Origin of the sequence: Sulfuricella sp., assembly GCF_035531155.1 — a bacterium.
Lineage (GTDB): Bacteria > Pseudomonadota > Gammaproteobacteria > Burkholderiales > Sulfuricellaceae > Sulfuricella.
Map to the genome: position 1 here is coordinate 29,087 of NZ_DATKTK010000069.1, position 20,522 is coordinate 49,608.

A 20,522-nucleotide genomic window follows, 5' to 3' on the forward strand; every position below is an offset into this window, starting at 1 on the left:
GCATTTATGCATGGAAAACCACTTGATGCCTTCGACTAGACACCTAGAAGTTCACTCATAGCTCGCACATTGCCGTGCAAGGAGGTAAGCGCTTCACCAAAACTCAGGTGTGGCATATATTCACATACCAGCTGCGCCACCTCCCTTGCCTGCGCAAGGTCGCGCGGCTTCTTGACCGGCTCGCGGGTAGGCTGCTGGGAAAGCCATGCCTTGTGCAGCGCGAAAGCTCTCGGGTCCGGAACGCGGAATGGCACTGGTTGTCCGTCCTCATCCACGGCCACAGTTTCAAGTTTGGGCGAGTTGATGAGCCACTGCAAACCCGGTACTTCAGAAGCCACCAGATCATCTTCACCAAAAGTTACGGGCTCAGACTCGCGCATTGAACGTGGCCCAACGACGAGATCAACCATGAATTGTCCCGCATTGGCGGCCCGAAAGCCTCGCTTGCGAATAGGCTCAAACGTGCGGTCGGCCTTTTTCAACAGCCCCAGCAATCCTTCTCCATCGAGACGGCTGGAAACGAGCGTGATCTTTTTGCGCGCGTCATAGAGCAGATCAACATCACCGGAAGCAAGCAATTCGAGCAAGAACTGTACGCCACCGGCAGCTTCATAGCCATATAGGGCTTGTGTGCCCAGCACGGTGAAGGCGTTACCCAAGTCGTGCTCTTCCAGCTCACGCAGGATGCGCGCGACCACGCGGGGCACACGCGCAAGCCGCAGAGCTTTGTTCAGGCGCGCCTGCTCGTCAAGCTGTTGCCGAATCGCCGCCAGGCGTTCTTGTGCCCGTGCCTTGCCCTCCTGAAATGCGGCAAGAATCTGTTCGGTTTCCGGTGTGCGCCGCCCCAGGAGCTTGCCGTTGCCTCTTCGATCCCGTTCCCGGAAGAGATATTCGACACCACGGATAGTTTTCCAGCGCATGCCATAGGCGTGAGTGCGCGCATGGCGATAGGCCGCGATATAGTTTTCGTAAAGCTGCTGGCTGTTTACCAGATGCAGGCGCTGCTGGTTGGATAGGGGTTGCATGGATGTTTCCGTCCTAAATCATGGGAATAACTATATGACGGAAATATCGCATATTATCAATATAATATCAATATGTTTCCGTCAAAAAACAGGAAATGTTATTTTTGACGGAAACATATGCTATAGATATTTTAAGAAAAAACGGGGCCTTGTCAGGCCATGCAAAGCGCCAAGGAATCTTCCCGTAGCGGCAACTTCATGCCGAAAGCTCGGATAGCTTGTCATTCGACAAATAAGGAATATAAAGGCCGGGGTGAGGGCTGGTAATAGCAGGCTTTCTTTTCCAGCCTTGGGGTGGGATTCGCGGGAAACCGGCCACAAACGGGCGCCAACTCCGCCGGAGAGGATAATGGGTATGAGCATAGTGCGCTACTGTGCTTGGAGAGGGTTTAAATCCAAAATTAATGTGTTGTCATTATTTAATCGGCATTTATGCACGGAAAACCACTTGATGCCTTCGACTAGACACCTGGCCCGGAGTGAGAAATGCCACGCGGTGCCAGTAGCCTCGCACTGGATAAGCATGTTTTCCGTGGCAGGGTCGCCATGGGCGCGCCGCAAATTTTCCTCGCGGGTCAGCCGGCTTAACAGGGGCATGGGTCAGGCAAACGGGTTGACGATGCGCAAACGGCCCTCAATCTCTTGGCTATTCTGCATATCTTCGGAGTAGAGGGTATCGCAGCCCGCTTCCAGCGCCGTGGCGACAATTAAGACTGTCATACCAGGAAAAGCCGTACCGCTCCCGGATATCGAGGGCGGTATGGATGGTGGTCAACGAGATAATTTCCACCCGGCACATCGCCTCAAGGGAGGTGATGAGCTTGCGGATTTCCGACACCGAGAGCGCTAGGCGCTTGGAAGCAACGCTGGCGGTTTCGGAAAGCACTTGCGTGGAGATGTAGGGAGTCCCGACAAATAAGGGGGCGGCAAGGGGTGCTTTGGTAGAGGCTGGCCCGAGTGCGTAGATGACAATATTGGTGTCGATAAAGGACTTACCTGGCATTGGCTTCTTCCCGGTCAAATTTGTAGCCGCTGATGTCCACCTTGAAGCTGCGGAAGAAAGTTTCGATTTCCTCGGCTGTTTTGGGGACTGACGCAAGCTCCGGGGGCAACCGCCTCACTTTGAGGAAGGCGATGAAATCCAGTACCTCAGCCTGCTTTTCAGGAGGCAGCGCTTCAGCTTCACGTGCAATGATGTCGGAATACCCCATGATGCGTCTCCTTGGTCCATCCTGATTTTTAAAATACAACTTTGCTTGTATTTTGGCACGTCTCGCTGAATAAGCAAAACAGATATGCCGCGCAATAACAGCTGCCACCGCTCAGCGGCGGGGCAAGGTTGTCCAGCTCGTAGCCCCGCGAAAATGCCGGTCCCATGCTTCGTTCATCCTGGATTGTTCATTAAGATCGAAACAGCGTCATTCCCGCGTAGCGGGACAGAACTGAGGCTTTGTCCGTTTTGCGGAGTGTTTGTCTCGCTGGATTCCCGCCCTCGCGGGAATGACGGAGCTAATGGATAATCTGGGTTCATCCCAATTATTTTTGCTGGCGGCGTTAAGTCGACTTGTTTCGGCAAGGTGATCAGAAGTTGAGCACTCCGGTCTTTCTGTCATTGTGCTATTTTGCATCATGCCCAGCCCCGCCGCTCGATTTCGGCACACATTTTGTTGGCTGTGGTTATGAGTGCTGGCACAAAATCATGACCGCTTTGCAGGGCGCTGCTGAGTACGACTGGGTCTTCAACGTATTCGTGAACCATCTGGTTTCTGAGGCTGCGCATGGTCATCCATTCGTCGGCAGACTTAAGCAGCCCCAAGCGTTCGGCCCGGTCAAGATTGTCGATGGCGGCGGATGGTTTTTCACCCAGGGCGGCCAAGAGTAACGGCAACAGTTTGTCACCCACGGTGTCTTGTAGGCGGCCAAACCTGCCCACAAAGGCTTCCACCCGCTCTGCCAGATCGGGGTCTTCTTCGAGCCGGGTTGCTTGCTCTAGAGTAAACAAGCTTCCAAACAGACGCTGGTCTGTGGTGGTGAGGTGTTTGCATTCTTTGCTCACGACTCGAGCTAAAAATTGCAGACGCAGTTCTATTTTCGGTTCCACTATCATAGCAATTCCCCTTCTTTGAATGCCATGTCATGAATGGGCAGGCGCATGAGGTTGGGTGCGATGAGCAGTACGTCCACTTTGCGTCCGTGCATGGCCCGCGACACTTGAGCGGACATCTGCGCGGCCATGAGTGCGGGGTTGTCTACGGGTTCCGGCAATTCAAGCATGAGATCAAGATCTCCACCGTGCGCAGCATCATCCAGCCTGGAGCCAAAAACTCGCACGCGGGACTGGCTTCCCGCAACTTGGCGAGCAAGTTGGCGAATAGCCTGGATTTGGTAGTCAGTCAGGCGCATGCTTTTTGAACTTCCCCCGAAAATTTCGAAATAGCGATTGAAGACAATTGAGCAATTGGAGTTAGGCCCAATACTGTTCACTTTAGCCGTTCGTGGTGAGCCTGTCGAACCACCACAATTGCCCTTCGACAAGCTCAGGGCGAACGGTCGGGAGAGTCTAAGTGAACAGCATTGGAGTTAGACCCCATTTTTCCCTTTGGTCTTTGACCGGCGTAGCAATTGAATTCATTACCGCTTCGCGGCTACTTTGCGGCTGCTTTATAGACTGCATTGCGCGGGAAACCGGCCACAAACGGGCGCCAACTCCGCCGGAGAGGATAATGGGTATGAGCATGCCTAGAGTTGCCTAAAGTTTTAACCTATAGTTATTGCATACATTGCTTATCTGGAATTAAATTAATCATAGCATCTTGCGGATTCAAATGACCGGAATGGCTCCAGGCAAGTGCATGTATGTGGAAATCCTGGCTTGCAACTCTCCTCGTTTCAGCATAAGTGGGTAAATATGAAAACATCAAAAAGAATTATTTCCGTCGTCGGCCTCGGCTATGTCGGCTTGCCGGTTGCGGTGGCATTCGGCAAGCACGCAAGGACCATCGGCTTTGACATCAACCCCAGGCGCGTGCAGGCGCTCAAGGACGGCCACGACCATACCGGCGAAGTGGACGACGCCGACCTGAATGCCACCGATATTCTCTACACTGACAAAATTGAAGATCTGAAACTGGCTGACTTCCACATTGTCGCCGTCCCGACGCCGGTGGATGACGCCCATCAGCCGGACTTGACGCCGGTGCTCAAGGCGTCCGAAACGGTCGGCAAGGCGCTTAAAAAAGGCGACATCGTCGTTTACGAATCCACGGTCTATCCCGGCGCCACCGAGGAGGACTGCGTCCCCATTCTGGAACGCCTGTCGGGGCTGAAATGCGGTGTCGACTTCAAGGTCGGCTACAGCCCGGAACGGATCAACCCCGGCGACAAGGAACACACCTTCACCAAAATCAAGAAAGTGGTTTCCGGCCAGGACGAGGAAACACTGGAAATCGTCGCCCAGGTTTATGAGTCGGTGGTGACTGCCGGCGTGCACCGGACGGGTTCAATCAAGGCGGCGGAAGCCGCCAAGGTGATCGAAAACACCCAGCGGGATTTGAATATCGCCCTGATGAATGAGCTAGCCTTGATCTTCGACCGGATGGGGATAGACACCAACGAAGTACTGGAAGCCGCCGGCACCAAGTGGAATTTTCTCAAATTCAGGCCAGGCCTGGTGGGAGGGCATTGCATCGGCGTCGATCCCTATTATCTGACCCACAAGGCCGAGAAAATCGGCTATATCCCGCAGGTGATTCTGGCCGGGCGGCGGATCAACGATGGCATGGGCCGGTTTGTCGCCCAGCGGGCCATCAAGGAAATGATCCGGGCGGGGCATAACATATTGGGTGGCACGGTGACCTTGCTCGGGCTCACGTTCAAGGAAGACTGCCCCGACCTGCGCAACTCCCGCGTCATCGACATCTACCGGGAGCTGCAGGATTACGGCATCACGGTGCAGGTGCATGATGCGCTTGCGGATGAGGAAGAAGCGATCAGGGAATATGGCATCAGCCTGGTGAAAATGGACGAACTCCAGCCCGCCAATGCCGTCATCGCCGCAGTCTCCCACCGCGCTTATCGTGAAATGGGCGTGGAGCAGATAAAAAGCCTGATGGGCAAGAACCCGGTCCTGATCGACGTGAAGGCCATGTACGACCCGCAGGCCATACGCGCCGCGGATATTCGTCTATGGCGGCTATAGGGAAACCATGAACAATACCTACCCGGAATTGAAAACGCACCTCCTGAAAACCCCGCAAACCTGGCTGGTTACCGGCGTGGCCGGGTTTATCGGTTCCAATCTTCTCGAAACGCTGCTGAAGCTGGATCAGAAGGTGGTGGGGCTGGATAATTTCTCCACCGGCTACCGGCACAACCTCGACGAAGTGGAGAAGTCCGTTTCGATGCGGCAATGGCAGAATTTCCGCTTTATCGATGGCGACATCCGCAACCCCGAAGATTGCCGGGCGGCATGCGCCAGCGCGGATGTTGTGCTGCACCAGGCGGCCCTGGGCTCGGTGCCGAGATCCATCGAGGACCCCTTGCTGACTAACGAGGTCAACGTCACCGGCTTTCTGAACATGCTGATCGCCGCCCGCGATGCGGGCATCAAGCGCTTCGTTTACGCCGCTTCCAGCTCGACTTACGGCGATCACCCCGGCCTCCCCAAGGTGGAAGATCAGATCGGCGGGCCGCTTTCCCCCTATGCGGTCACCAAATACGTGAACGAGCTCTATGCCGATGTGTTCGGGCGCTGTTATGGGGTAAGCGCCATCGGCCTGCGCTATTTCAACATTTTCGGCCGCCGCCAGGACCCCGATGGCGCCTACGCCGCCGTGATTCCGAAATGGTTCGCCGACATGCTGCGCCGGGAAACCGTCTATATCAACGGGGACGGCGAAACCAGCCGGGATTTTTGCTACGTGGAGAATGCGGTTCAGGCCAACCTGCTCGCCGCCTGCACGGAAAATGCGGCGGCAATCGGGCAAGTCTACAACGTCGCCTTTTCCGAGCGCACCACCTTGAACGAGCTCTTCAACCTGATTCGAGAGCGGGTCGCCGTTTCCTGCCCGGAGGCCTCGAGCGCCACGCCGGTCTATCGCGATTTCAGGGCAGGCGACGTGCGGCATTCCCTGGCGGATATCAGCAAGGCGAGAAACCTGCTGGGCTACTCACCCACCCATTCCATCCAGCAGGGGCTGAATGAAGCCGCGGCCTGGTACATCGCCCAGGGTTTGCATTTGGCCGAAGCCTGAGCCTCTCATGCGGCGCCGCCGGATTCAGACGACGCATTCATTTCCTGGCAGTCATGTAGGTTGGGTTAGGCGCGGTTTTTTGCGCCGTAACCCAACAAACCCAAACATTCACCAGAAGTAGGTGACTCTAGGCAACACCGGTGTTTAGAAGGAAGATTGGGTTTGTTGGGTTACGCGATAAAGCCGCTAACCCAACCTACATTCATCTGCGTAATCTTTGGAGAGTGACTCCATGTTCAAGTTGTTTTTGCTCGATCACTTAGCCGAAGCATGAGCTTCTCATGCGGCGCCGCCGGATTCAGGCGACGCATTCATTTCCTGGCAGCACAGCGTCAGCGCCGCATCCCACGCGGGGAGGGCCAGCCCGAAAACCTGCTGCATTTTTTTATTGTTCAACCCGGAATTAGAGGGCCTTGGCGCCGGCAACGGGTAATCGGCGCCGGGAATGGCCACCAGCCTGGGCAGAGGCTTGATGGCGGCCAACCCGGGATGTTCCAGAATCGCTCGGGCAAATCCATGCCAGGAAGTCTGGCCGGCTGCCGTCAAATGGTAAAGGCCGCTTACTTCAGCAATGCGTAATGGGTTATGAGCAATAGGCATCAATATCTGTGCGAGAATTTGCGCCGTGGCCTCTGCGATCATGCGGCTCCAGGTGGGTGCGCCGACCTGGTCGTCCACGATCTTCAATTCGTCCCGCTCCTTTGCCAAGCGCAAGATAGTCAGCAGGAAGTTCTTGCCTCGCAGGCCGTATACCCAGCTGGTGCGAAAAATCAGATGGGGAATGCCCGCCGCCTGAACCGCCTGCTCCCCGGCGAGCTTAGTTTTGCCATAGACGTTGAGTGGGTTGGGTGCGTCCTCTTCGGTATAGGGCGAGGCTTTGGTACCGTCGAACACGTAGTCGGTGGAATAGTGAATCATGGCGGCGCCGAGCCGTTTGGCCTCTTCCGCCATGATGCCGGGCGCAATACCGTTGATCGCCATGGCCAGGTCGGGTTCGCTCTCCGCCTTGTCGACGGCGGTATAAGCGGCGGCGTTGACGATCAAGTCCGGTCGAATCGCTCTGATGGCACCGCGGATCGAGTCAGGGTTGGCCAGATCCATGCCCCGCCGGTCGACGGCGACCACCTCGCCCAAGGTGGCCAGGGTCCGCTGCAATTCCCAGCCGACTTGGCCGTTTTTGCCCGTTAGAAGAATTTTCATGTCAATCCAGCGATGCCCATGTAGTGGCTGGCGAACGATCCCACTCGGCAAGCGCTTCAGCGAGCGTTTCCACGTGGCGATCCGCCTCCCAGATCGCCGCCTTGATCTTGTCCGTCGCACTCATACTTGTGCCACCTTCAAGCCATCACGTTTCGCCATAGCCACCACCGCCCGCGAGTCTTGCTGGCCCCGTGTGGCAATCACGACGTCGATGCGCTGCTCATCAAGTGCTCGATAAATACGGGATACGAAACGGGTGCGGCGCTGCACTAGCTCCGCTGGCGACATGGCCTCCGGCGTTTCAACCAGGAGATCGATGTCACCGCCGCGCGCCGCGTCCTGCAACCGCGAGCCGAAGAGAAACACCGCCGTTCCGGGGGCGAAAGCATCGCGGGCGGCTTGCACGATGGCATCCAGTTCTTTTGGCTGCAATCTCATATCTTTGCTTTCAATTTGCTGTCATCTTATCAAAAACTTCCGCCGCAGAATAAAGCCACCCCTTGGCGATCTTTCGCCGAACGTTGCCCCCTCCCCGACTTGGCCATTCTGGCCAGTTAGAAGGATTTTCACGTCACCCTTCCGTCAGGTGCTCGCCGTTTTCAGTGCCGAGCATAGTCCCATCAGCGCCGGGATAAAACTTGGCAGGGAGTCGTAAACAGTCAAGGCATCCTTGGCCTTGTAAGTATGGGACATCCTGTTGCGGGCCTCCAGCATTTCAAGCCAAACCTCTTCGCTATCGATCCAGCCGTTTGCAAAGGCCTGCTTCAGACAAGCCTTGGGAGACAGGCATTCCGGCAGGCCAGCATCCCGAGATGCGGCTTTGACCGCCTTCCAGGCAAGTTCGAAGGTAAACTCGAAATACTGGATGCATCCAGCTCTTAGCAGATCGCTGTTCGCGGGTTGGGACAATGCTGAACGCAACTGGATCAGCGCATTCTCAAAATCCGCCAGAATCCACATCTTATTCATATAGAAACTCAATCTGCTTCATGGCGCGTTCTCTAAATTCCGGGCTGACACGATTGAAGTCCACCCAATCGATCTTGTAGAGCGTAGGCAACGCGTCGAGCATATCTTCGATCGCGAAGTAATCGCGCAGGGGCAAGGGTTCCCCCCCAAACACACCTACGTCGAAGTCTGAACGGGGGCCGGCATCCCCCATGGCGCGGGAGCCAAAGAGAAATACTTTATGGCCATGCAATAATGGCCCGGCTTTTTGTAATTGCCGTCTTAGCATTGCCTTGATTTCCAGTTCGCGTTCTTTATCTGCATGCAACATGGCACCATTCCCCTGTAGGATTTTTTCAACCCAGATTGTTCATTAGGTCTGATATCGCAATGTTTGCCAGAATCCGTTCACCCTGAGCCCTTCGACTGCGCTCAGGAGAGCCTTGTCGAAGGGCTTGTTTACAGTGCATGTGGTTCGACAAGCTCACCACGAACGGCCTAATGGACAATTCGGGTTCAATATTATCAAAAAACTTCCGCAGCAGAAAAAGCCTCTCCCCGGCGATCTTTACCCGAGAGTTGCACCTCTCCCGACAAAGGCCACTGTATACCCAAGTCCGGATCATTCCAGGCAATGCAGCGCTCATGCTCGGGCGCCCAGTAATCAGTGGTTTTATACAAGAATTCGGCGTAGTCGGACAATACCAGAAAGCCGTGCGCAAATCCGGGCGGGACCCAGGCCATGCGCTTGTTATCCGCCGACAGGTTGAACCCCGCCCATTTCCCGAAGGTGGGCGAATTCTTGCGGATATCCACCGCAACGTCGAACACCTCACCCGCAATCACTCGCACCAGCTTGCCCTGAGGCTGTTTGATCTGGTAATGCAGGCCGCGCAGCACGTTTTTTGCCGAGCGGGAATGGTTGTCCTGGACGAAATGCGCGGTAACCCCCGCCACCTCCGCCAGTACTTTTTCATTGTAGCTCTCGAAAAAAAAGCCGCGCTCGTCGCCATACACTTTGGGTTCGAGGATCAATACGTCGGGAATGGTGCTCCGAATAACCTTCATCAGAATAGTCTTTCATGCAGCAACCCCTGCAAATACCGCCCATAGCCATTTTTGCTCAATGGTATAGCCAGTGCTTCCAGTTGTTCCGCTGAAATATAGCCCATGCGGTAAGCGATCTCTTCCGGGCAGGCGATCTTGAGGCCTTGGCGCTTTTCAATTGTCTCGATGAACTGGGATGCCTCCAGGAGGGATTCGTGCGTACCGGTATCGAGCCAGGCCATGCCGCGGCCCATGACCGCCACTTCCAGCCGCCCTTGGCTCAGGTATAGCCTGTTGACGTCGGTAATCTCCAGTTCGCCTCGGACGGAGGGCTTGAGCGACCGCGCTATTTCCACCACTCGATTATCATAGAAATACAGGCCGGTCACCGCATAGCGGGATTTCGGCTTGAGGGGCTTTTCCTCGATGGAAAGAGCCTGACCGGCTTGATCGAATTCCACCACACCATAGCGCTCGGGGTCGTGCACCGGGTAGGCGAATACCGTCGCCCCGCTGTCCTTTTGCGCCGCGGCCCGCAAATCTTGCGCCAATTCGTGGCCGTAAAAGATATTGTCGCCCAGCACCAGGGCACACGGATCATTGCCGATGAAATCCGCGCCGATAATGAACGCCTGGGCAATGCCCTCCGGCTCGGGCTGCACCGCATAGCGGATGTTGAGGCCCCAGCGCGACCCGTCACCCAGCAATTGCTCGAAACGCGGCGTATCCTGGGGTGTGGAAATGATCAGGATGTCGCGTATCCCGGCCAGCATCAGCGTGGACAGGGGATAATAAATCATCGGTTTGTCGTAAACCGGCAGCAACTGCTTGGAAACCACCAGGGTCACTGGATGCAGGCGCGTGCCGGAGCCGCCGGCGAGGATGATTCCTTTTGTTTGGCGAGTGGCGAATGGCGAGTGGCGAGTGGCAGTCATGGTTTGGTCACATCCGTTTTCAATTTCTTGCTTAATCCATTCAGCAGCCTTCCGACCCGATCAACCAGATCGTTCAATTGATGATCGACAGCCAGATAACCCAGCATCGCTGCAATATGTACTTGCGTATCGAGTTCGCTCAAAGAGCCCCGGGCAATGCTTAGAAAATGCAGATATTCCTTGTCTCCCTCTCTTGCAGCACCCTCGGCAATGTTTGAGGGAATAGACACCGCAGCGCGCCGCATTTGGCTTACCAGCCCGAATATCTCTTCTTTCGGGAAACCGGCAGTGACCGAGTAGGTTTCTTTCACCAGCAGCATCGCTTGCCGCCAAATCTCCAACCGTTGATGTGGCTTGGGGTTTGCCACTCGCAACTCGCCACTAGCCATAATGCCGCCCCACCCACCCCCGATACTCTCCACTCACCACATTCGCGATCCATGGCTGGTGATCGAGATACCAGCGCACCGTCTTGCGGATACCGGTCTCGAAGGTTTCCATCGGCTTCCAGCCCAGCTCGCGCTCGATTTTGCGCGCATCGATGGCATAGTGGCGGTCGTGGCCGGGGCGGTCTTTTACGTAGGTAATGAGGGATGAGTAATGGGTGATGCCGGGATTTGGCTTCAGTTCGTCGAGAATGGCGCACACGGTGTACACCACGTCGAGGTTGGTTTTCTCGTTCCAGCCGCCGATGTTATAGGTTTCGCCCAACCGACCACCGCTCAGCACGGCACGGATCGCAGTGCAGTGGTCGCCGACATACAGCCAGTCGCGTACGTTCAGTCCGTCACCGTAAATCGGCAACGGTTTGCCGTTCAGGGCATTGAGGATGATCAGGGGAATCAGCTTCTCGGGGAACTGGAATGCGCCGTAATTGTTCGAGCAGTTGGTGGTCAGCGTCGGCAGCCCGTAGGTGTGATGGTAGGCCCGCACCAGATGATCGGACGCCGCCTTGGAGGCGGAGTAGGGGCTATTCGGCGCATATGCCGTGGTTTCAGTGAACGGCGGATCGTTTGGGCCGAGCGAGCCGTACACCTCGTCAGTGGAAACGTGAAGGAAGCGGAATGCGGCTTTTTCTTCACCTTGCAGCCCCTGCCAGTAAGCCCGCACTTCTTCCAGCAGGCTGAAGGTGCCGTTGATGTTGGTCTGGATGAATTCGCCAGGGCCGTGGATGGATCGGTCGACGTGGCTTTCCGCAGCGAAATGGATGATGGCGCGAGGCTGGTGTTGGCTCAGCAGCTTGGCCACCAGCTTCCCGTCGTTGATATCGCCCTGGGCAAAGACGTGACGAGGGTCGTCTTTCAGGCTGGCGAGGTTTTCCAGGTTGCCGGCATAGGTCAGTTTATCCAGGTTGACGACGGCTTCACCGGTAGATGCAATCCAGTCCAGAATGAAATTCGAGCCGATAAAGCCCGCGCCGCCTGTGACCAGTATCATTTTGAACGCGCCCCGTAATAATCCTTGAACCAGGCAGCAAACTTCGCCACCCCCACACTCAACGGCGTATGCGGTGCAAAGCCTACTGCCTGGCTCAGTTCCTCGATATCCGCATAAGTGGCGACCACATCGCCATCCTGCATCGGCAGCATGTTCTTGACGGCCTTCTTGCCGACGGCGCTTTCGATGGTTTCGATGAATGTCATCAACTCCACCGGCTCGTGGTTGCCGATATTGTAGATCCGGAAAGGCGCGTCGCTGCTGGCGGCATCGGGCGCTTCCCGGTCGAACGACGGATTGGGTTCCGCAACTTTATCCAGCACCCGCACCACCCCTTCGACGATGTCGTCGATATAGGTGAAATCGCGCTGCATTTTGCCCTGGTTGAATACGTCGATCGGCCGATCTTCGAGAATCGCGCTGGCGAACAGGGAAGGCGACATGTCCGGCCTGCCCCACGGCCCGTAGACGGTGAAAAACCGCAGCCCGGTGGTCGGCAGGCGGTACAGGTGGCTGTAGGTGTGGGCCATCAGTTCGTTGGATTTTTTGGTGGCGGCGTAGAGGCTGACCGGGTGATCGACGTTGTCGTGCACGCTAAACGGCATATGCGTATTGGCGCCATAGACGCTGGAGCTGCTGGCATAGACCAAGTGCTCCACACCGTTATGGCGGCAGCCTTCGAGCACGTTCAAGAAACCCACGATGTTGGTGTTGACATAGGCATGGGGATTCTTTATCGAATAGCGCACGCCGGGCTGTGCAGCGAGGTTGACGACGCGCTGAAATTTCTCCGTGGAGAAAAGCGCTTCCATTGCAGTGCGCTCTGCCATGTCCAGCCTGACGAAGCGGAAGCCCGGGAGCGGCATGAGCTGCTTCAGGCGATCTTCCTTCAACTGGACATCGTAGTAATCGTTGAGGTTGTCGATACCGACCACTTCGAAACCCTGTGCCAGCAAACGCTGGGCAACATGCATGCCGATAAAGCCGGCCACGCCGGTAATTAAAACTTTCAAAATTTTCCCTTTTTGTTCAATTCATGCAGTTTCGCGTATTTCACGAAACTGTTGAAACATCCTATCGAGATATGCACCAACCCTGGTATGCCGTCGAGAAAGCCGAGCCGGAGGAAATAGAACTTCACGAACCTGAGCAGCGGGCTGGCCACCAAGCGTCCGAACGAAGCCTGTTTTCCTCGCCGGCCAAGCTCTTCCGCTTGCAGACTGGTATAGCGATTCTGTTTTTCCAGGTAGGCGGCGAGACTTTCCTGCGACTCATGCAACAAATCGCCCTGCAAGCTGCCCACCGTTGAAGCGGTAAGCACTTTTTCGTGCACCTCGTCCTCGCTCCAGTTGGCAACGCGTCGATCAAACAGGCGCAGGCTCCAGTCGGGATAGCCCTCGCCATGCCTGAGCCAGCGGCCCATGAAGCGATTGCAGCGCGGCATCCGATAAGCCTGAAAGCGCGGCGCCTGCAGCGCCTTCACGATGCTCGCGCGTAGCGGGTCGCTGACCCGCTCGTCCGCATCCAGACACAGCACCCAGTCATGGCTTGCCTGTTCGACCGCGAATTGTTTTTGCCGGCCAAACCCGAGCCAGTCCTGATGCAGCACCCGAGCATTGTATTTTAACGCGATTTCCCGTGTATCGTCCCGGCTGCCGGAATCCACCACCACGATTTCATCGGCGAAAACGGCACTTTTCAGGCAAGCCTCGATCTGGCTTGCCGCATTCAGGGCAATGATGACCACCGACAAGGGGGTTTTCTGCTGCATCCGCATTATCTGCCGAAATAAACCTAAAGAACTCAGTTGAACCGCAGAGACGCGGAGACGCCGAGGAAAAACAATGAGTGATGATATTGTACGACCTCACCCATTTGGAGAGACAGAAAATTGTTGTGACTCATTTATTCCTCTGCGCCTCTGCGCCTCTGCGGTTAAGCAATTGCCGTCTAGGATAAAGCCATTATTCTAGGCTAAAATGCACCGATGCCGAAGATATTGCTCGTCAAAACCTCCTCGATGGGGGATGTCATCCACAACCTGCCGGTCGTCAGCGACATTCGTACCCATTTCCCGGAAGCCGAAATCGACTGGGTGGTAGAAGAATCCTTCGCCGGCATTCCTGCCCTGCACCCGGGCGTGGGGGAAATCATTCCCGTCGCCGTGCGACGCTGGCGCAAGAACCTGTTCAGCCGCACCGTGCACGCCGAAATCTCGACTTTCGTCACCCACCTGCGCAGCAAGGTTTATGACGTAGTGCTCGACACTCAGGGGCTGATCAAAAGCGCGATCATTACCCGACTTGCCCAAGGCGCCCGCTGCGGCTTCGACCGGCAAAGCGCCCGCGAACCGCTGGCCGCGCTGTTCTATGACAAAACGCTGCGGGTCGAAAAAAACCAGCACGCGGTGGTGCGCAATCGCCTGCTGGCCGGCAGCGCCTTCGGCTATTCCCCCGATGAGCCGGTGAACTATGGCATCGCGGCGCCGTCCCTGGCCCTGCCCTGGTTGCCCACAACGCCCTTCGTCGTACTGCTGCACGCCACCAGCCGCGACGACAAGCTCTGGCCCGAAGCCGACTGGATAGCACTGGGCGCTTACCTTGCCGGCAAGGGAATTGCCTGCGTATTGCCTTGGGGAAGTGCGGCCGAACAGCAACGCAGCCAGCGACTGGCGGGAGAAATCCCCCTTAGCGTCGCCCCTCCTGCGCTCACCCTAGGGCAAGCTGCAACGCTGCTTTCACACTCCATCGCGGCAGTCGGGGTGGACACCGGTCTGGTCCATCTGGCGGCGGCATTGAATGTACCGACCATCGCCATTTACTGTGCCTCCGACCCCGGACTTACCGGACTCTACACCAGCGGCCAGGCCATCAATCTGGGTAGGTCGGGTATGCCGCCCGACGCGGCAAGCGTGATCGACGCCCTGAATGGAATTGCCGCATTATGATGCGCCGTCTTTATACCCTGCTGCTCTGCCTGCTCCTGCCCTACATCCTGTTCCACCTGCTGTGGCGATCCCGGCGCCAGCCCGAATACCTGCGCCATATCGGTGAGCGTTTTGGTTTTTATCGCGGCAAGCCAGCCGCCCCGCTGATCTGGCTGCACGCTGTATCGGTGGGAGAAACCCGCGCTGCAGTGCCGCTGGTTGCCCAATTGCAAGTGCGCTACCCGGCGCACCGTATCCTGCTCACCCACATGACACCCACTGGCCGGGAAACCGGCAGACAGTTGTTCGGCGATCAGGTGCTGCAATGCTACCTGCCCTATGATTTTCCGTTTGCGGCAAAACGCTTTCTCCGCCACTTCAAGCCCGAAATCGGACTGCTGATGGAAACCGAAATCTGGTTCAATCTGGTGCAGACCTGCACGAAAGCCAGGGTGCCGCTATTGCTGGTCAACGCACGGATGTCGGAAATATCGGCACGCAAATATGGCCGGTTCAAGACTCTCAGCCGCGACAGCCTGCAAGCACTGTCGGCGATTGCCGCCCAGACCGAGGCGGATGCACGCCGATTGGTCGAATTGGGCGCACCTTCGGTGAAAATTACCGGCAACCTCAAGTTCGATGTGGCCATACCGCAGAGCGCAATCGACCTGGGAAAAAACCTGCGGGAACGGTTCGGGGCTACACGCCCGGTGTTTCTTGCCGCCAGCACGCGGGAGGGCGAGGAAGTGCTGATTATGGAAGCACTGGCCAAAATCGACATCCCCAACCTGCTCATCATCATCGTGCCGCGCCATCCGCAGCGCTTCGACCTGGTGGCGGAACTGCTGGCGCAGCGCGACGTCCGTTTTCAGCGCCGCTCTGACAACCTGCCCGTCGCACCGGAAACCCAAGTGGTGCTGGGCGACAGCATGGGGGAGATGTTCGCCTATTACGCCGCCTGCGATATCGCTTTCATCGGCGGCAGCCTGCTGTCGCTCGGCGGCCAGAATCTGATCGAGGCAGCGGCGATGGGCAAGCCAGTATTGATCGGCCCACACACTTTCAACTTTGCGGAAGTTTCCGAACTTGCCGTTCAGGCTGGCGCTGCGTTACGCGTGGCTAATGCCGAAGAATTGGTGCTAACGGTTGGGGATTTGCTGAAGGCGCCGGAGAAAATCAAAACCATGTCAGTTGCAGCGCTGGCTTTTTCCGACAGGCATCGCGGAGCGACGGAACGGCTGATGGCGTTGATAGATGAAGTGCTGAGTGCGTAGCCTGGATAAGCGAAGCGCAATCCGGGGAATGTTTCATCCTAGAAAAAGCTTTTACCACGAATTTACACGAATTAAGCACGAATGCTCTCGAATAATCAGTTGGTTAGCCTTGACAAACTAATTCACCTGTTTGGTGCCAAAAGTAGGTGCCTCTAGGCAACACGATGATTGTCTCTAAATTCGAGTTTATTCGTGAACATTCGTGTCATTCGTGGTTAATCGCCGTTTTTAGTGCGTAGCCTGGATAAGCGACGCAATCCGGGGAATGTTTCATACGGCGGAAGGCGCTACGCTTTTCCGCCCTACACCTCAGAACTCAGGACTTTACTGTCCCAGCCAGCGGTTGACCTGTTCGACATCCTCGTCACGCAGGGTTCCCACGGCGGATTTGAGCTTGATCTGGCTGAGGATGTAGTTGTAGCGTGCCTGGGACAAATCGCGCTTGGCAGAAAAGAGCTGCTGCTGGGCATTGAGCACGTCCACGTTGGTGCGCACCCCCACTTCCTGTCCCAGCCGGGTGGAATCGAGCGAGCTCTGGCTCGACACCAGCGCCTGCTCCAGTGCCTTGACCTGGGCCAAGCCGCTGGTCACGCCAAGAAAAGCCTGACGGGTCTGCAATGCGGCCTGTCGATTGCCCAGCTCCAGATCCTGGCGGGATTTTTCCTGGTTGGCCAATGCCTCCCTCACCCGCGAGTTCACCGCTCCCCCCTGGTAGATCGGCAGGTTGAGCTGGAGGCCGATCGCCGAGCTCTTGATCTCGCCGCCGACTCCAAAACTCAGGCTGGCGTTGGTGCTGTCCCGATAGGACGCCACCAGGTCAAGGGTGGGATAGTGGCCGGCACGATTTCTTTCAACTTCCTGGTTGGCAATTTCGAGTGCGGCGCGCTGGATAGCGATCTGCGGACTTTGCTGTTCGGCCTGCTCGACCCATTTGGTCATGTCGTTGGGTTCGGGCAGGACAAGGGGAAGCTGGTCATTCAGCGCATTGAGATGCCCTGGAATCTTGCCGAGGACCAGTTGCAAAGCGCGATTCTTGATTTCGAGATCGTTCTGCGCGGCAATTTCCTGGGCCGTCGTGAGGTCGTATCGCGCCTGCGCCTCGTGAGTGTCGGTAATGGTGACGGTGCCAACCTCGAAGTTGCGCTTGGCCATTTCCAGTTGCTCGCCGATGGCGGTCTTCTGGGCGCCGGCCAGGGCAACATTGTCCTGGGCAAGCAGAACGTCGAAATAGGCCTGAGCAACACGGGTGATCAGGTCCTGCCGGGCAATGGCAAACTGCGCTTCGGCCTGAACAACCTGGCTTTTGGATTGCTCATACTGGGCGAAATTCTGCTTGCGGTAGATAGGCTGGCTGAGGGAAAGGCTGTAGCTGTGGGAATTGAAGTCGGTGGTGGTGCCGCCGCGGTCCACCCGGTTGCCGGTGGTATCCGCGTTCAGGCTCGCTGTGGGGAGCAGCAATGCCAGGCCCTGAGGGAGCTTTTCCTGGCCTGCTTCTAAAGCGGCACGCGCCGAGGCGTATGCCGCATCCTGCTGCTGCGCCTCGCGATACACCTCCATCAGGTTGGCGGCAAAGGCAGGGCTGGAGAGCAGCACAAGAAGCGCGAGAGGCAAGGATTTCATCCTGATGCCCGGCAAGCTGGGTGTCACGCGAGACTTCATTTCTATTCCTCAGTACAACGACGACAGCGGCCAACACACACTGACCGACCGATCGGTCAACAGCATGACGGCGAAAAAACCTTTATTAAAATACGAAGCGCTGGGGCTGCATCGCATTCTTAAGGGGCGGAACACTGGTTTCAAACAAATTGGTCGTGCGATACACGCCTTCGGCAACGCAGGTGATCAGTTGGGCCTCCATCACCGGCGACTCACCAACCACGGCAAACAACCTGCCGCCAACTTTCAGATCCGCCTGAAACGCCTCCGGCAACACCGGAACCGAGCCGGTCAGCACAATCACGTCATAGAGCCCGCCCTGTTTCCATCCGCGGGCAGCATCCCCTACCTCCAGGGTAACATTTTTGATGCCATGCTCCCTCAGTATAGCCGCGGCTCGCGACGAGAATTCAGGGATAATTTCCACGCTGCGCACGTAACCCTTGTGTGCCATGCGCGCCAGCAAGGCGGTCATGTAGCCGCTACCGGTGCCCACTTCCAGCACTTGGTCCGTGGCTTTCACCCCGACTTCCTGCAGCATCCTTGCCTCAAACTTGGGCGACAGCATCGCTTCACCGTGGCCCAAGGGAATTTCCATATCGGAAAAAGCCAGCTCGCGGTATTGTTCGGGAACAAAATCCTCGCGCCGAACCTGGCGCAGCAAGTCCAGCACATCCTGATCCAGCACATCCCAAGGGCGAATCTGCTGCTCCACCATATTAAAACGGGCCTGCTCCATGTCCATGACCATTCCCCTCTGAAATTAAGGTTATGCTAATACTTGCAATTATTCCACATTTCCATTAGTTTCACACACTTTGCTAGGGGTCCGCGCTTCATCAACCTGAAGCCGGTGAGAGATACCCTCTGAACCTGATACGGGTAATACCGTCGTAGGAAAGCATTGCCACCACAATGCTCCTCGCGATTTTCCAAGGAGTAACATCATGAACGCCAATCCCACATTCCTGAGCCAGACCGCCCGCGTTGACGAGGCTGCGGTTCAACCCTTCGCCAATTCCCGCAAGGTGTACGTGCAAGGGTCTCGCCCCGACATCCGCGTGCCGATGCGCGAAATCAGCCTGTCCGACACGCCGGCCAGCATGGGCGCGGAAAAAAACCCGCCGGTTTATGTTTACGACACCTCCGGCCCCTACACCGATCCGGCAGTCAGAATCGACATCCGCCAAGGGTTGCCTGCCATCCGTGCACCCTGGTTCGAAGCACGGGGCGACACTGAAAACCTGCCCGGGTTGACTTCAACTTATGGACAGAAACGCCTGGATGATCCTGCCTTGGCGGAAATGCGCTTCAACCTGCACCGCACTCCGCGCCGCGCCAAAGCCGGCATGAATGTCAGCCAGATGCACTACGCCCGCAAGGGCATCATTACCCCGGAAATGGAATTTGTCGCCATTCGCGAGAACCAGCGCCGCGACAACCTTTCCGACCTGATCACCCGTCAGCACCCCGGCGAAAGCTTCGGCGCCTCTATCCCCAAGATCATCACACCGGAATTCGTGCGCGACGAAATCGCCCGCGGCCGCGCCATCATCCCGGCCAACATCAACCACCCCGAACTCGAGCCGGTGATTCTCGGCCGCAACTTCCTCACCAAGATCAACGCCAACATCGGCAACTCGGCGCTGGCCTCGTCGATCCACGACGAAGTGGAAAAAATGGTGTGGGGCATCCGCTGGGGTGCAGACACGGTGATGGACCTTTCCACCGGCAAGAACATCCACGAAACGCGCGAATGGATCATCCGCAACAGCCCGGTACCCATCGGCACGGTGCCGATCTACCAGGCGCTGGAAAAGGTCGACGGCAAGGCCGAGGAACTGACCTGGGAACTCTTCCGCGACACCCTGATCGAGCAGGCCGAGCAAGGCGTGGACTACTTCACCATCCACGCCGGTGTGCTGCTCGCCTACGTGCCGATGACGGCCAAGCGCATGACCGGCATCGTCTCGCGCGGCGGCTCCATCCTCGCCAAATGGTGTCTGGCGCACCACAAGGAAAACTTCCTCTACACCCATTTCGAGGATATCTGCGAGATCATGAAGGCCTACGACGTCAGCTTCAGCCTCGGCGATGGCCTCCGTCCAGGTTCTTTGTATGATGCCAACGACGAAGCCCAGTTCGCTGAACTCAGGACCCTCGGCGAACTGACCCATATCGCCTGGAAGCACGATGTGCAAACCATGATCGAAGGTCCCGGCCACGTGCCGATGCATATGATCAAGGAAAACATGGACCAGCAGCTGAAACACTGCGACGAAGCGCCATTTTATACTCTGGGCCCGCTGGTCACCGACATCGCCCCCGGCTACGACCACATCACCTCCGGCATCGGCGCTGCCATGATTGGCTGGTACGGCTGCGCCATGCTGTGCTACGTCACGCCCAAGGAACACCTCGGCCTGCCGGATAAGGAGGACGTGCGCGTCGGCATCATCACCTACAAGATCGCCGCTCACGCCGCCGACTTGGCCAAGGGCCACCCCGGCGCACAAATTCGTGACAATGCCCTGTCCAAGGCGCGCTTCGAGTTCCGCTGGGAAGACCAGTTCAACCTCGGCCTTGACCCTGAGAAGGCGCGCGAATTTCACGATGAGACCCTGCCCAAGGACTCGGCCAAGGTCGCGCACTTCTGCTCGATGTGCGGCCCACAGTTCTGCTCGATGAAAATATCCCAGGACGTACGCGACTATGCGGCCGCTCAAGGCGTATCCGAAAACGAGGCCCTGGAAAAAGGCATGCAGGAAAAGGCGGTAGAATTCGTGAAAACCGGCGCCAAACTCTACCAGAAAGCCTGA

Annotated in this window: 24 protein-coding genes, 1 pseudogene and 1 riboswitch; of the genes and pseudogenes, 5 read left to right on the top strand and 20 right to left on the bottom strand. The window is 56.9% G+C overall.

Going from position 1 to position 20,522, the window contains the following annotated elements; translation table 11 throughout:
• Positions 1–35 precede the first annotated feature (35 nt).
• From VMV64_RS16000 to VMV64_RS17465, 7 genes and pseudogenes are all read right to left on the bottom strand, one after another.
• Positions 36–1,025: a nucleotidyltransferase domain-containing protein gene (locus tag VMV64_RS16000; RefSeq protein ID WP_325332133.1), complete on the bottom strand. Its 990-nt coding sequence runs from the start codon at positions 1,023–1,025 to the stop codon at positions 36–38.
• A gap of 120 nt (positions 1,026–1,145) precedes the next feature.
• Positions 1,146–1,388, bottom strand: a complete 243-nt coding sequence (locus VMV64_RS17305; RefSeq protein ID WP_349255111.1) for a sugar phosphate nucleotidyltransferase — start codon at positions 1,386–1,388, stop codon at positions 1,146–1,148.
• 406 nt (positions 1,389–1,794) lie between these two features.
• A pseudogene (locus VMV64_RS17460) lies at positions 1,795–2,028 on the bottom strand (hypothetical protein); the annotation flags it as partial.
• Positions 2,018–2,236 carry a hypothetical protein gene (locus tag VMV64_RS16005; protein WP_325332135.1) on the bottom strand — a complete coding sequence of 73 codons (219 nt, stop codon included), beginning with the start codon at positions 2,234–2,236 and terminating at the stop codon, positions 2,018–2,020. The pseudogene VMV64_RS17460 and the gene VMV64_RS16005, both read right to left, overlap by 11 nt.
• A gap of 416 nt (positions 2,237–2,652) precedes the next feature.
• On the bottom strand, positions 2,653–3,132 hold the full coding sequence (locus VMV64_RS16010; RefSeq protein ID WP_325332137.1) for a hypothetical protein: 480 nt from the start codon (positions 3,130–3,132) through the stop codon (positions 2,653–2,655).
• Positions 3,129–3,428, bottom strand: a complete 300-nt coding sequence (locus VMV64_RS16015) for a hypothetical protein (RefSeq protein ID WP_325332139.1) — start codon at positions 3,426–3,428, stop codon at positions 3,129–3,131. The genes VMV64_RS16010 and VMV64_RS16015 overlap by 4 nt, the downstream gene beginning before the upstream one ends.
• A 157-nt stretch (positions 3,429–3,585) precedes the next feature.
• Positions 3,586–3,762, bottom strand: a complete 177-nt coding sequence (locus tag VMV64_RS17465) for a sugar phosphate nucleotidyltransferase (protein ID WP_414718913.1) — start codon at positions 3,760–3,762, stop codon at positions 3,586–3,588.
• A gap of 171 nt (positions 3,763–3,933) precedes the next feature.
• Between VMV64_RS17465 and VMV64_RS16020 the strand changes: the two genes are divergently transcribed.
• Together VMV64_RS16020 and VMV64_RS16025 are read left to right on the top strand one after the other, a co-directional pair.
• Complete coding sequence (locus VMV64_RS16020; protein WP_325332141.1) at positions 3,934–5,223, top strand: nucleotide sugar dehydrogenase; 1,290 nt, start codon at positions 3,934–3,936, stop codon at positions 5,221–5,223.
• Between the two features lie 7 nt (positions 5,224–5,230).
• Positions 5,231–6,277, top strand: coding sequence for an NAD-dependent epimerase/dehydratase family protein (locus VMV64_RS16025; protein WP_325332143.1), 1,047 nt, complete (start codon positions 5,231–5,233; stop codon positions 6,275–6,277).
• A 279-nt stretch (positions 6,278–6,556) separates the two neighbouring features.
• On the opposite strand, the gene rfbD is transcribed toward VMV64_RS16025, so the two are convergent.
• The 11 genes from rfbD to VMV64_RS16080 all read right to left on the bottom strand — a co-directional run bounded on the left by rfbD (position 6,557) and on the right by VMV64_RS16080 (position 13,615).
• Complete coding sequence (gene rfbD / locus VMV64_RS16030) at positions 6,557–7,477, bottom strand: dTDP-4-dehydrorhamnose reductase (protein WP_325332145.1); 921 nt, start codon at positions 7,475–7,477, stop codon at positions 6,557–6,559.
• Position 7,478: 1 nt separating this feature from the next.
• Positions 7,479–7,601, bottom strand: coding sequence for a hypothetical protein (locus VMV64_RS16035; protein ID WP_325332147.1), 123 nt, complete (start codon positions 7,599–7,601; stop codon positions 7,479–7,481).
• The gene (locus VMV64_RS16040; protein ID WP_325332149.1) at positions 7,598–7,915 is read right to left on the bottom strand and encodes a nucleotidyltransferase domain-containing protein; all 318 of its coding nucleotides are present in this window, start codon (positions 7,913–7,915) and stop codon (positions 7,598–7,600) included. Before VMV64_RS16040 ends, VMV64_RS16035 begins: the two co-directional genes overlap by 4 nt.
• Positions 7,916–8,059: 144 nt before the next feature.
• Positions 8,060–8,446, bottom strand: coding sequence for an HI0074 family nucleotidyltransferase substrate-binding subunit (locus VMV64_RS16045; RefSeq protein ID WP_325332151.1), 387 nt, complete (start codon positions 8,444–8,446; stop codon positions 8,060–8,062).
• Positions 8,439–8,756, bottom strand: a complete 318-nt coding sequence (locus VMV64_RS16050) for a nucleotidyltransferase domain-containing protein (RefSeq protein WP_325332153.1) — start codon at positions 8,754–8,756, stop codon at positions 8,439–8,441. The genes VMV64_RS16045 and VMV64_RS16050 overlap by 8 nt, the downstream gene beginning before the upstream one ends.
• A gap of 194 nt (positions 8,757–8,950) precedes the next feature.
• Positions 8,951–9,493, bottom strand: a complete 543-nt coding sequence (gene rfbC, locus VMV64_RS16055; RefSeq protein WP_325332155.1) for a dTDP-4-dehydrorhamnose 3,5-epimerase — start codon at positions 9,491–9,493, stop codon at positions 8,951–8,953.
• Positions 9,493–10,407, bottom strand: coding sequence for a glucose-1-phosphate thymidylyltransferase RfbA (gene rfbA, locus VMV64_RS16060; RefSeq protein WP_325332157.1), 915 nt, complete (start codon positions 10,405–10,407; stop codon positions 9,493–9,495). The genes rfbC and rfbA overlap by 1 nt, the downstream gene beginning before the upstream one ends.
• Entirely contained in the window at positions 10,404–10,796 is a 393-nt protein-coding gene (locus VMV64_RS16065) for a four helix bundle protein (protein WP_325332159.1), read from the bottom strand. The genes rfbA and VMV64_RS16065 overlap by 4 nt, the downstream gene beginning before the upstream one ends.
• Positions 10,789–11,844: a dTDP-glucose 4,6-dehydratase gene (gene rfbB, locus VMV64_RS16070; protein WP_325332161.1), complete on the bottom strand. Its 1,056-nt coding sequence runs from the start codon at positions 11,842–11,844 to the stop codon at positions 10,789–10,791. Before rfbB ends, VMV64_RS16065 begins: the two co-directional genes overlap by 8 nt.
• On the bottom strand, positions 11,841–12,857 hold the full coding sequence (locus VMV64_RS16075; protein ID WP_325332163.1) for an NAD-dependent epimerase: 1,017 nt from the start codon (positions 12,855–12,857) through the stop codon (positions 11,841–11,843). The genes rfbB and VMV64_RS16075 overlap by 4 nt, the downstream gene beginning before the upstream one ends.
• A complete protein-coding gene (locus VMV64_RS16080) occupies positions 12,854–13,615 on the bottom strand; it encodes a glycosyltransferase family 2 protein (RefSeq protein WP_325332165.1) in 762 nt (253 codons plus the stop codon). The genes VMV64_RS16075 and VMV64_RS16080 overlap by 4 nt, the downstream gene beginning before the upstream one ends.
• Positions 13,616–13,831: 216 nt before the next feature.
• Here VMV64_RS16080 and waaC point away from each other — a divergent pair, with 216 nt between their 5' ends.
• A complete protein-coding gene (waaC, locus tag VMV64_RS16085; RefSeq protein WP_325332167.1) occupies positions 13,832–14,791 on the top strand; it encodes a lipopolysaccharide heptosyltransferase I in 960 nt (319 codons plus the stop codon).
• The gene (waaA, locus tag VMV64_RS16090; protein ID WP_325332169.1) at positions 14,788–16,044 is read left to right on the top strand and encodes a lipid IV(A) 3-deoxy-D-manno-octulosonic acid transferase; all 1,257 of its coding nucleotides are present in this window, start codon (positions 14,788–14,790) and stop codon (positions 16,042–16,044) included. Before waaC ends, waaA begins: the two co-directional genes overlap by 4 nt.
• A gap of 324 nt (positions 16,045–16,368) precedes the next feature.
• Here the strand turns inward: waaA and VMV64_RS16095 are convergent, their stop codons facing one another.
• Together VMV64_RS16095 and VMV64_RS16100 are read right to left on the bottom strand one after the other, a co-directional pair.
• Complete coding sequence (locus tag VMV64_RS16095) at positions 16,369–17,703, bottom strand: TolC family outer membrane protein (RefSeq protein WP_325332171.1); 1,335 nt, start codon at positions 17,701–17,703, stop codon at positions 16,369–16,371.
• An 85-nt stretch (positions 17,704–17,788) separates the two neighbouring features.
• Positions 17,789–18,454 (bottom strand): protein-L-isoaspartate O-methyltransferase, encoded by a 666-nt coding sequence (locus tag VMV64_RS16100; RefSeq protein WP_325332173.1) that lies wholly within the window; start codon positions 18,452–18,454, stop codon positions 17,789–17,791.
• Positions 18,455–18,516: 62 nt separating this feature from the next.
• Positions 18,517–18,620, top strand: a riboswitch (TPP riboswitch).
• A gap of 30 nt (positions 18,621–18,650) precedes the next feature.
• Here VMV64_RS16100 and thiC point away from each other — a divergent pair.
• Positions 18,651–20,522 (top strand): phosphomethylpyrimidine synthase ThiC, encoded by a 1,872-nt coding sequence (gene thiC / locus VMV64_RS16105; RefSeq protein WP_325332175.1) that lies wholly within the window; start codon positions 18,651–18,653, stop codon positions 20,520–20,522.

Bases quoted from the DNA above. Each gene is read 5' to 3' on its own strand.
- VMV64_RS16000 (WP_325332133.1), bottom strand. From the start codon at position 1,025: ATGCAACCCCTATCCAACCAGCAGCGCCTGCATCTGGTAAACAGCCAG.
- VMV64_RS17305 (WP_349255111.1), bottom strand. From the start codon at position 1,388: ATGCTCATACCCATTATCCTCTCCGGCGGAGTTGGCGCCCGTTTGTGG.
- VMV64_RS16005 (WP_325332135.1), bottom strand. From the start codon at position 2,236: ATGGGGTATTCCGACATCATTGCACGTGAAGCTGAAGCGCTGCCTCCT.
- VMV64_RS16010 (WP_325332137.1), bottom strand. From the start codon at position 3,132: ATGATAGTGGAACCGAAAATAGAACTGCGTCTGCAATTTTTAGCTCGA.
- VMV64_RS16015 (WP_325332139.1), bottom strand. From the start codon at position 3,428: ATGCGCCTGACTGACTACCAAATCCAGGCTATTCGCCAACTTGCTCGC.
- VMV64_RS17465 (WP_414718913.1), bottom strand. From the start codon at position 3,762: ATGCTCATACCCATTATCCTCTCCGGCGGAGTTGGCGCCCGTTTGTGG.
- VMV64_RS16020 (WP_325332141.1), top strand. From the start codon at position 3,934: ATGAAAACATCAAAAAGAATTATTTCCGTCGTCGGCCTCGGCTATGTC.
- VMV64_RS16025 (WP_325332143.1), top strand. From the start codon at position 5,231: ATGAACAATACCTACCCGGAATTGAAAACGCACCTCCTGAAAACCCCG.
- rfbD (WP_325332145.1), bottom strand. From the start codon at position 7,477: ATGAAAATTCTTCTAACGGGCAAAAACGGCCAAGTCGGCTGGGAATTG.
- VMV64_RS16035 (WP_325332147.1), bottom strand. From the start codon at position 7,601: ATGAGTGCGACGGACAAGATCAAGGCGGCGATCTGGGAGGCGGATCGC.
- VMV64_RS16040 (WP_325332149.1), bottom strand. From the start codon at position 7,915: ATGAGATTGCAGCCAAAAGAACTGGATGCCATCGTGCAAGCCGCCCGC.
- VMV64_RS16045 (WP_325332151.1), bottom strand. From the start codon at position 8,446: ATGAATAAGATGTGGATTCTGGCGGATTTTGAGAATGCGCTGATCCAG.
- VMV64_RS16050 (WP_325332153.1), bottom strand. From the start codon at position 8,756: ATGTTGCATGCAGATAAAGAACGCGAACTGGAAATCAAGGCAATGCTA.
- rfbC (WP_325332155.1), bottom strand. From the start codon at position 9,493: ATGAAGGTTATTCGGAGCACCATTCCCGACGTATTGATCCTCGAACCC.
- rfbA (WP_325332157.1), bottom strand. From the start codon at position 10,407: ATGACTGCCACTCGCCACTCGCCATTCGCCACTCGCCAAACAAAAGGA.
- VMV64_RS16065 (WP_325332159.1), bottom strand. From the start codon at position 10,796: ATGGCTAGTGGCGAGTTGCGAGTGGCAAACCCCAAGCCACATCAACGG.
- rfbB (WP_325332161.1), bottom strand. From the start codon at position 11,844: ATGATACTGGTCACAGGCGGCGCGGGCTTTATCGGCTCGAATTTCATT.
- VMV64_RS16080 (WP_325332165.1), bottom strand. From the start codon at position 13,615: ATGCAGCAGAAAACCCCCTTGTCGGTGGTCATCATTGCCCTGAATGCG.
- waaC (WP_325332167.1), top strand. From the start codon at position 13,832: ATGCCGAAGATATTGCTCGTCAAAACCTCCTCGATGGGGGATGTCATC.
- waaA (WP_325332169.1), top strand. From the start codon at position 14,788: ATGATGCGCCGTCTTTATACCCTGCTGCTCTGCCTGCTCCTGCCCTAC.
- VMV64_RS16095 (WP_325332171.1), bottom strand. From the start codon at position 17,703: ATGAAGTCTCGCGTGACACCCAGCTTGCCGGGCATCAGGATGAAATCC.
- VMV64_RS16100 (WP_325332173.1), bottom strand. From the start codon at position 18,454: ATGGTCATGGACATGGAGCAGGCCCGTTTTAATATGGTGGAGCAGCAG.
- thiC (WP_325332175.1), top strand. From the start codon at position 18,651: ATGAACGCCAATCCCACATTCCTGAGCCAGACCGCCCGCGTTGACGAG.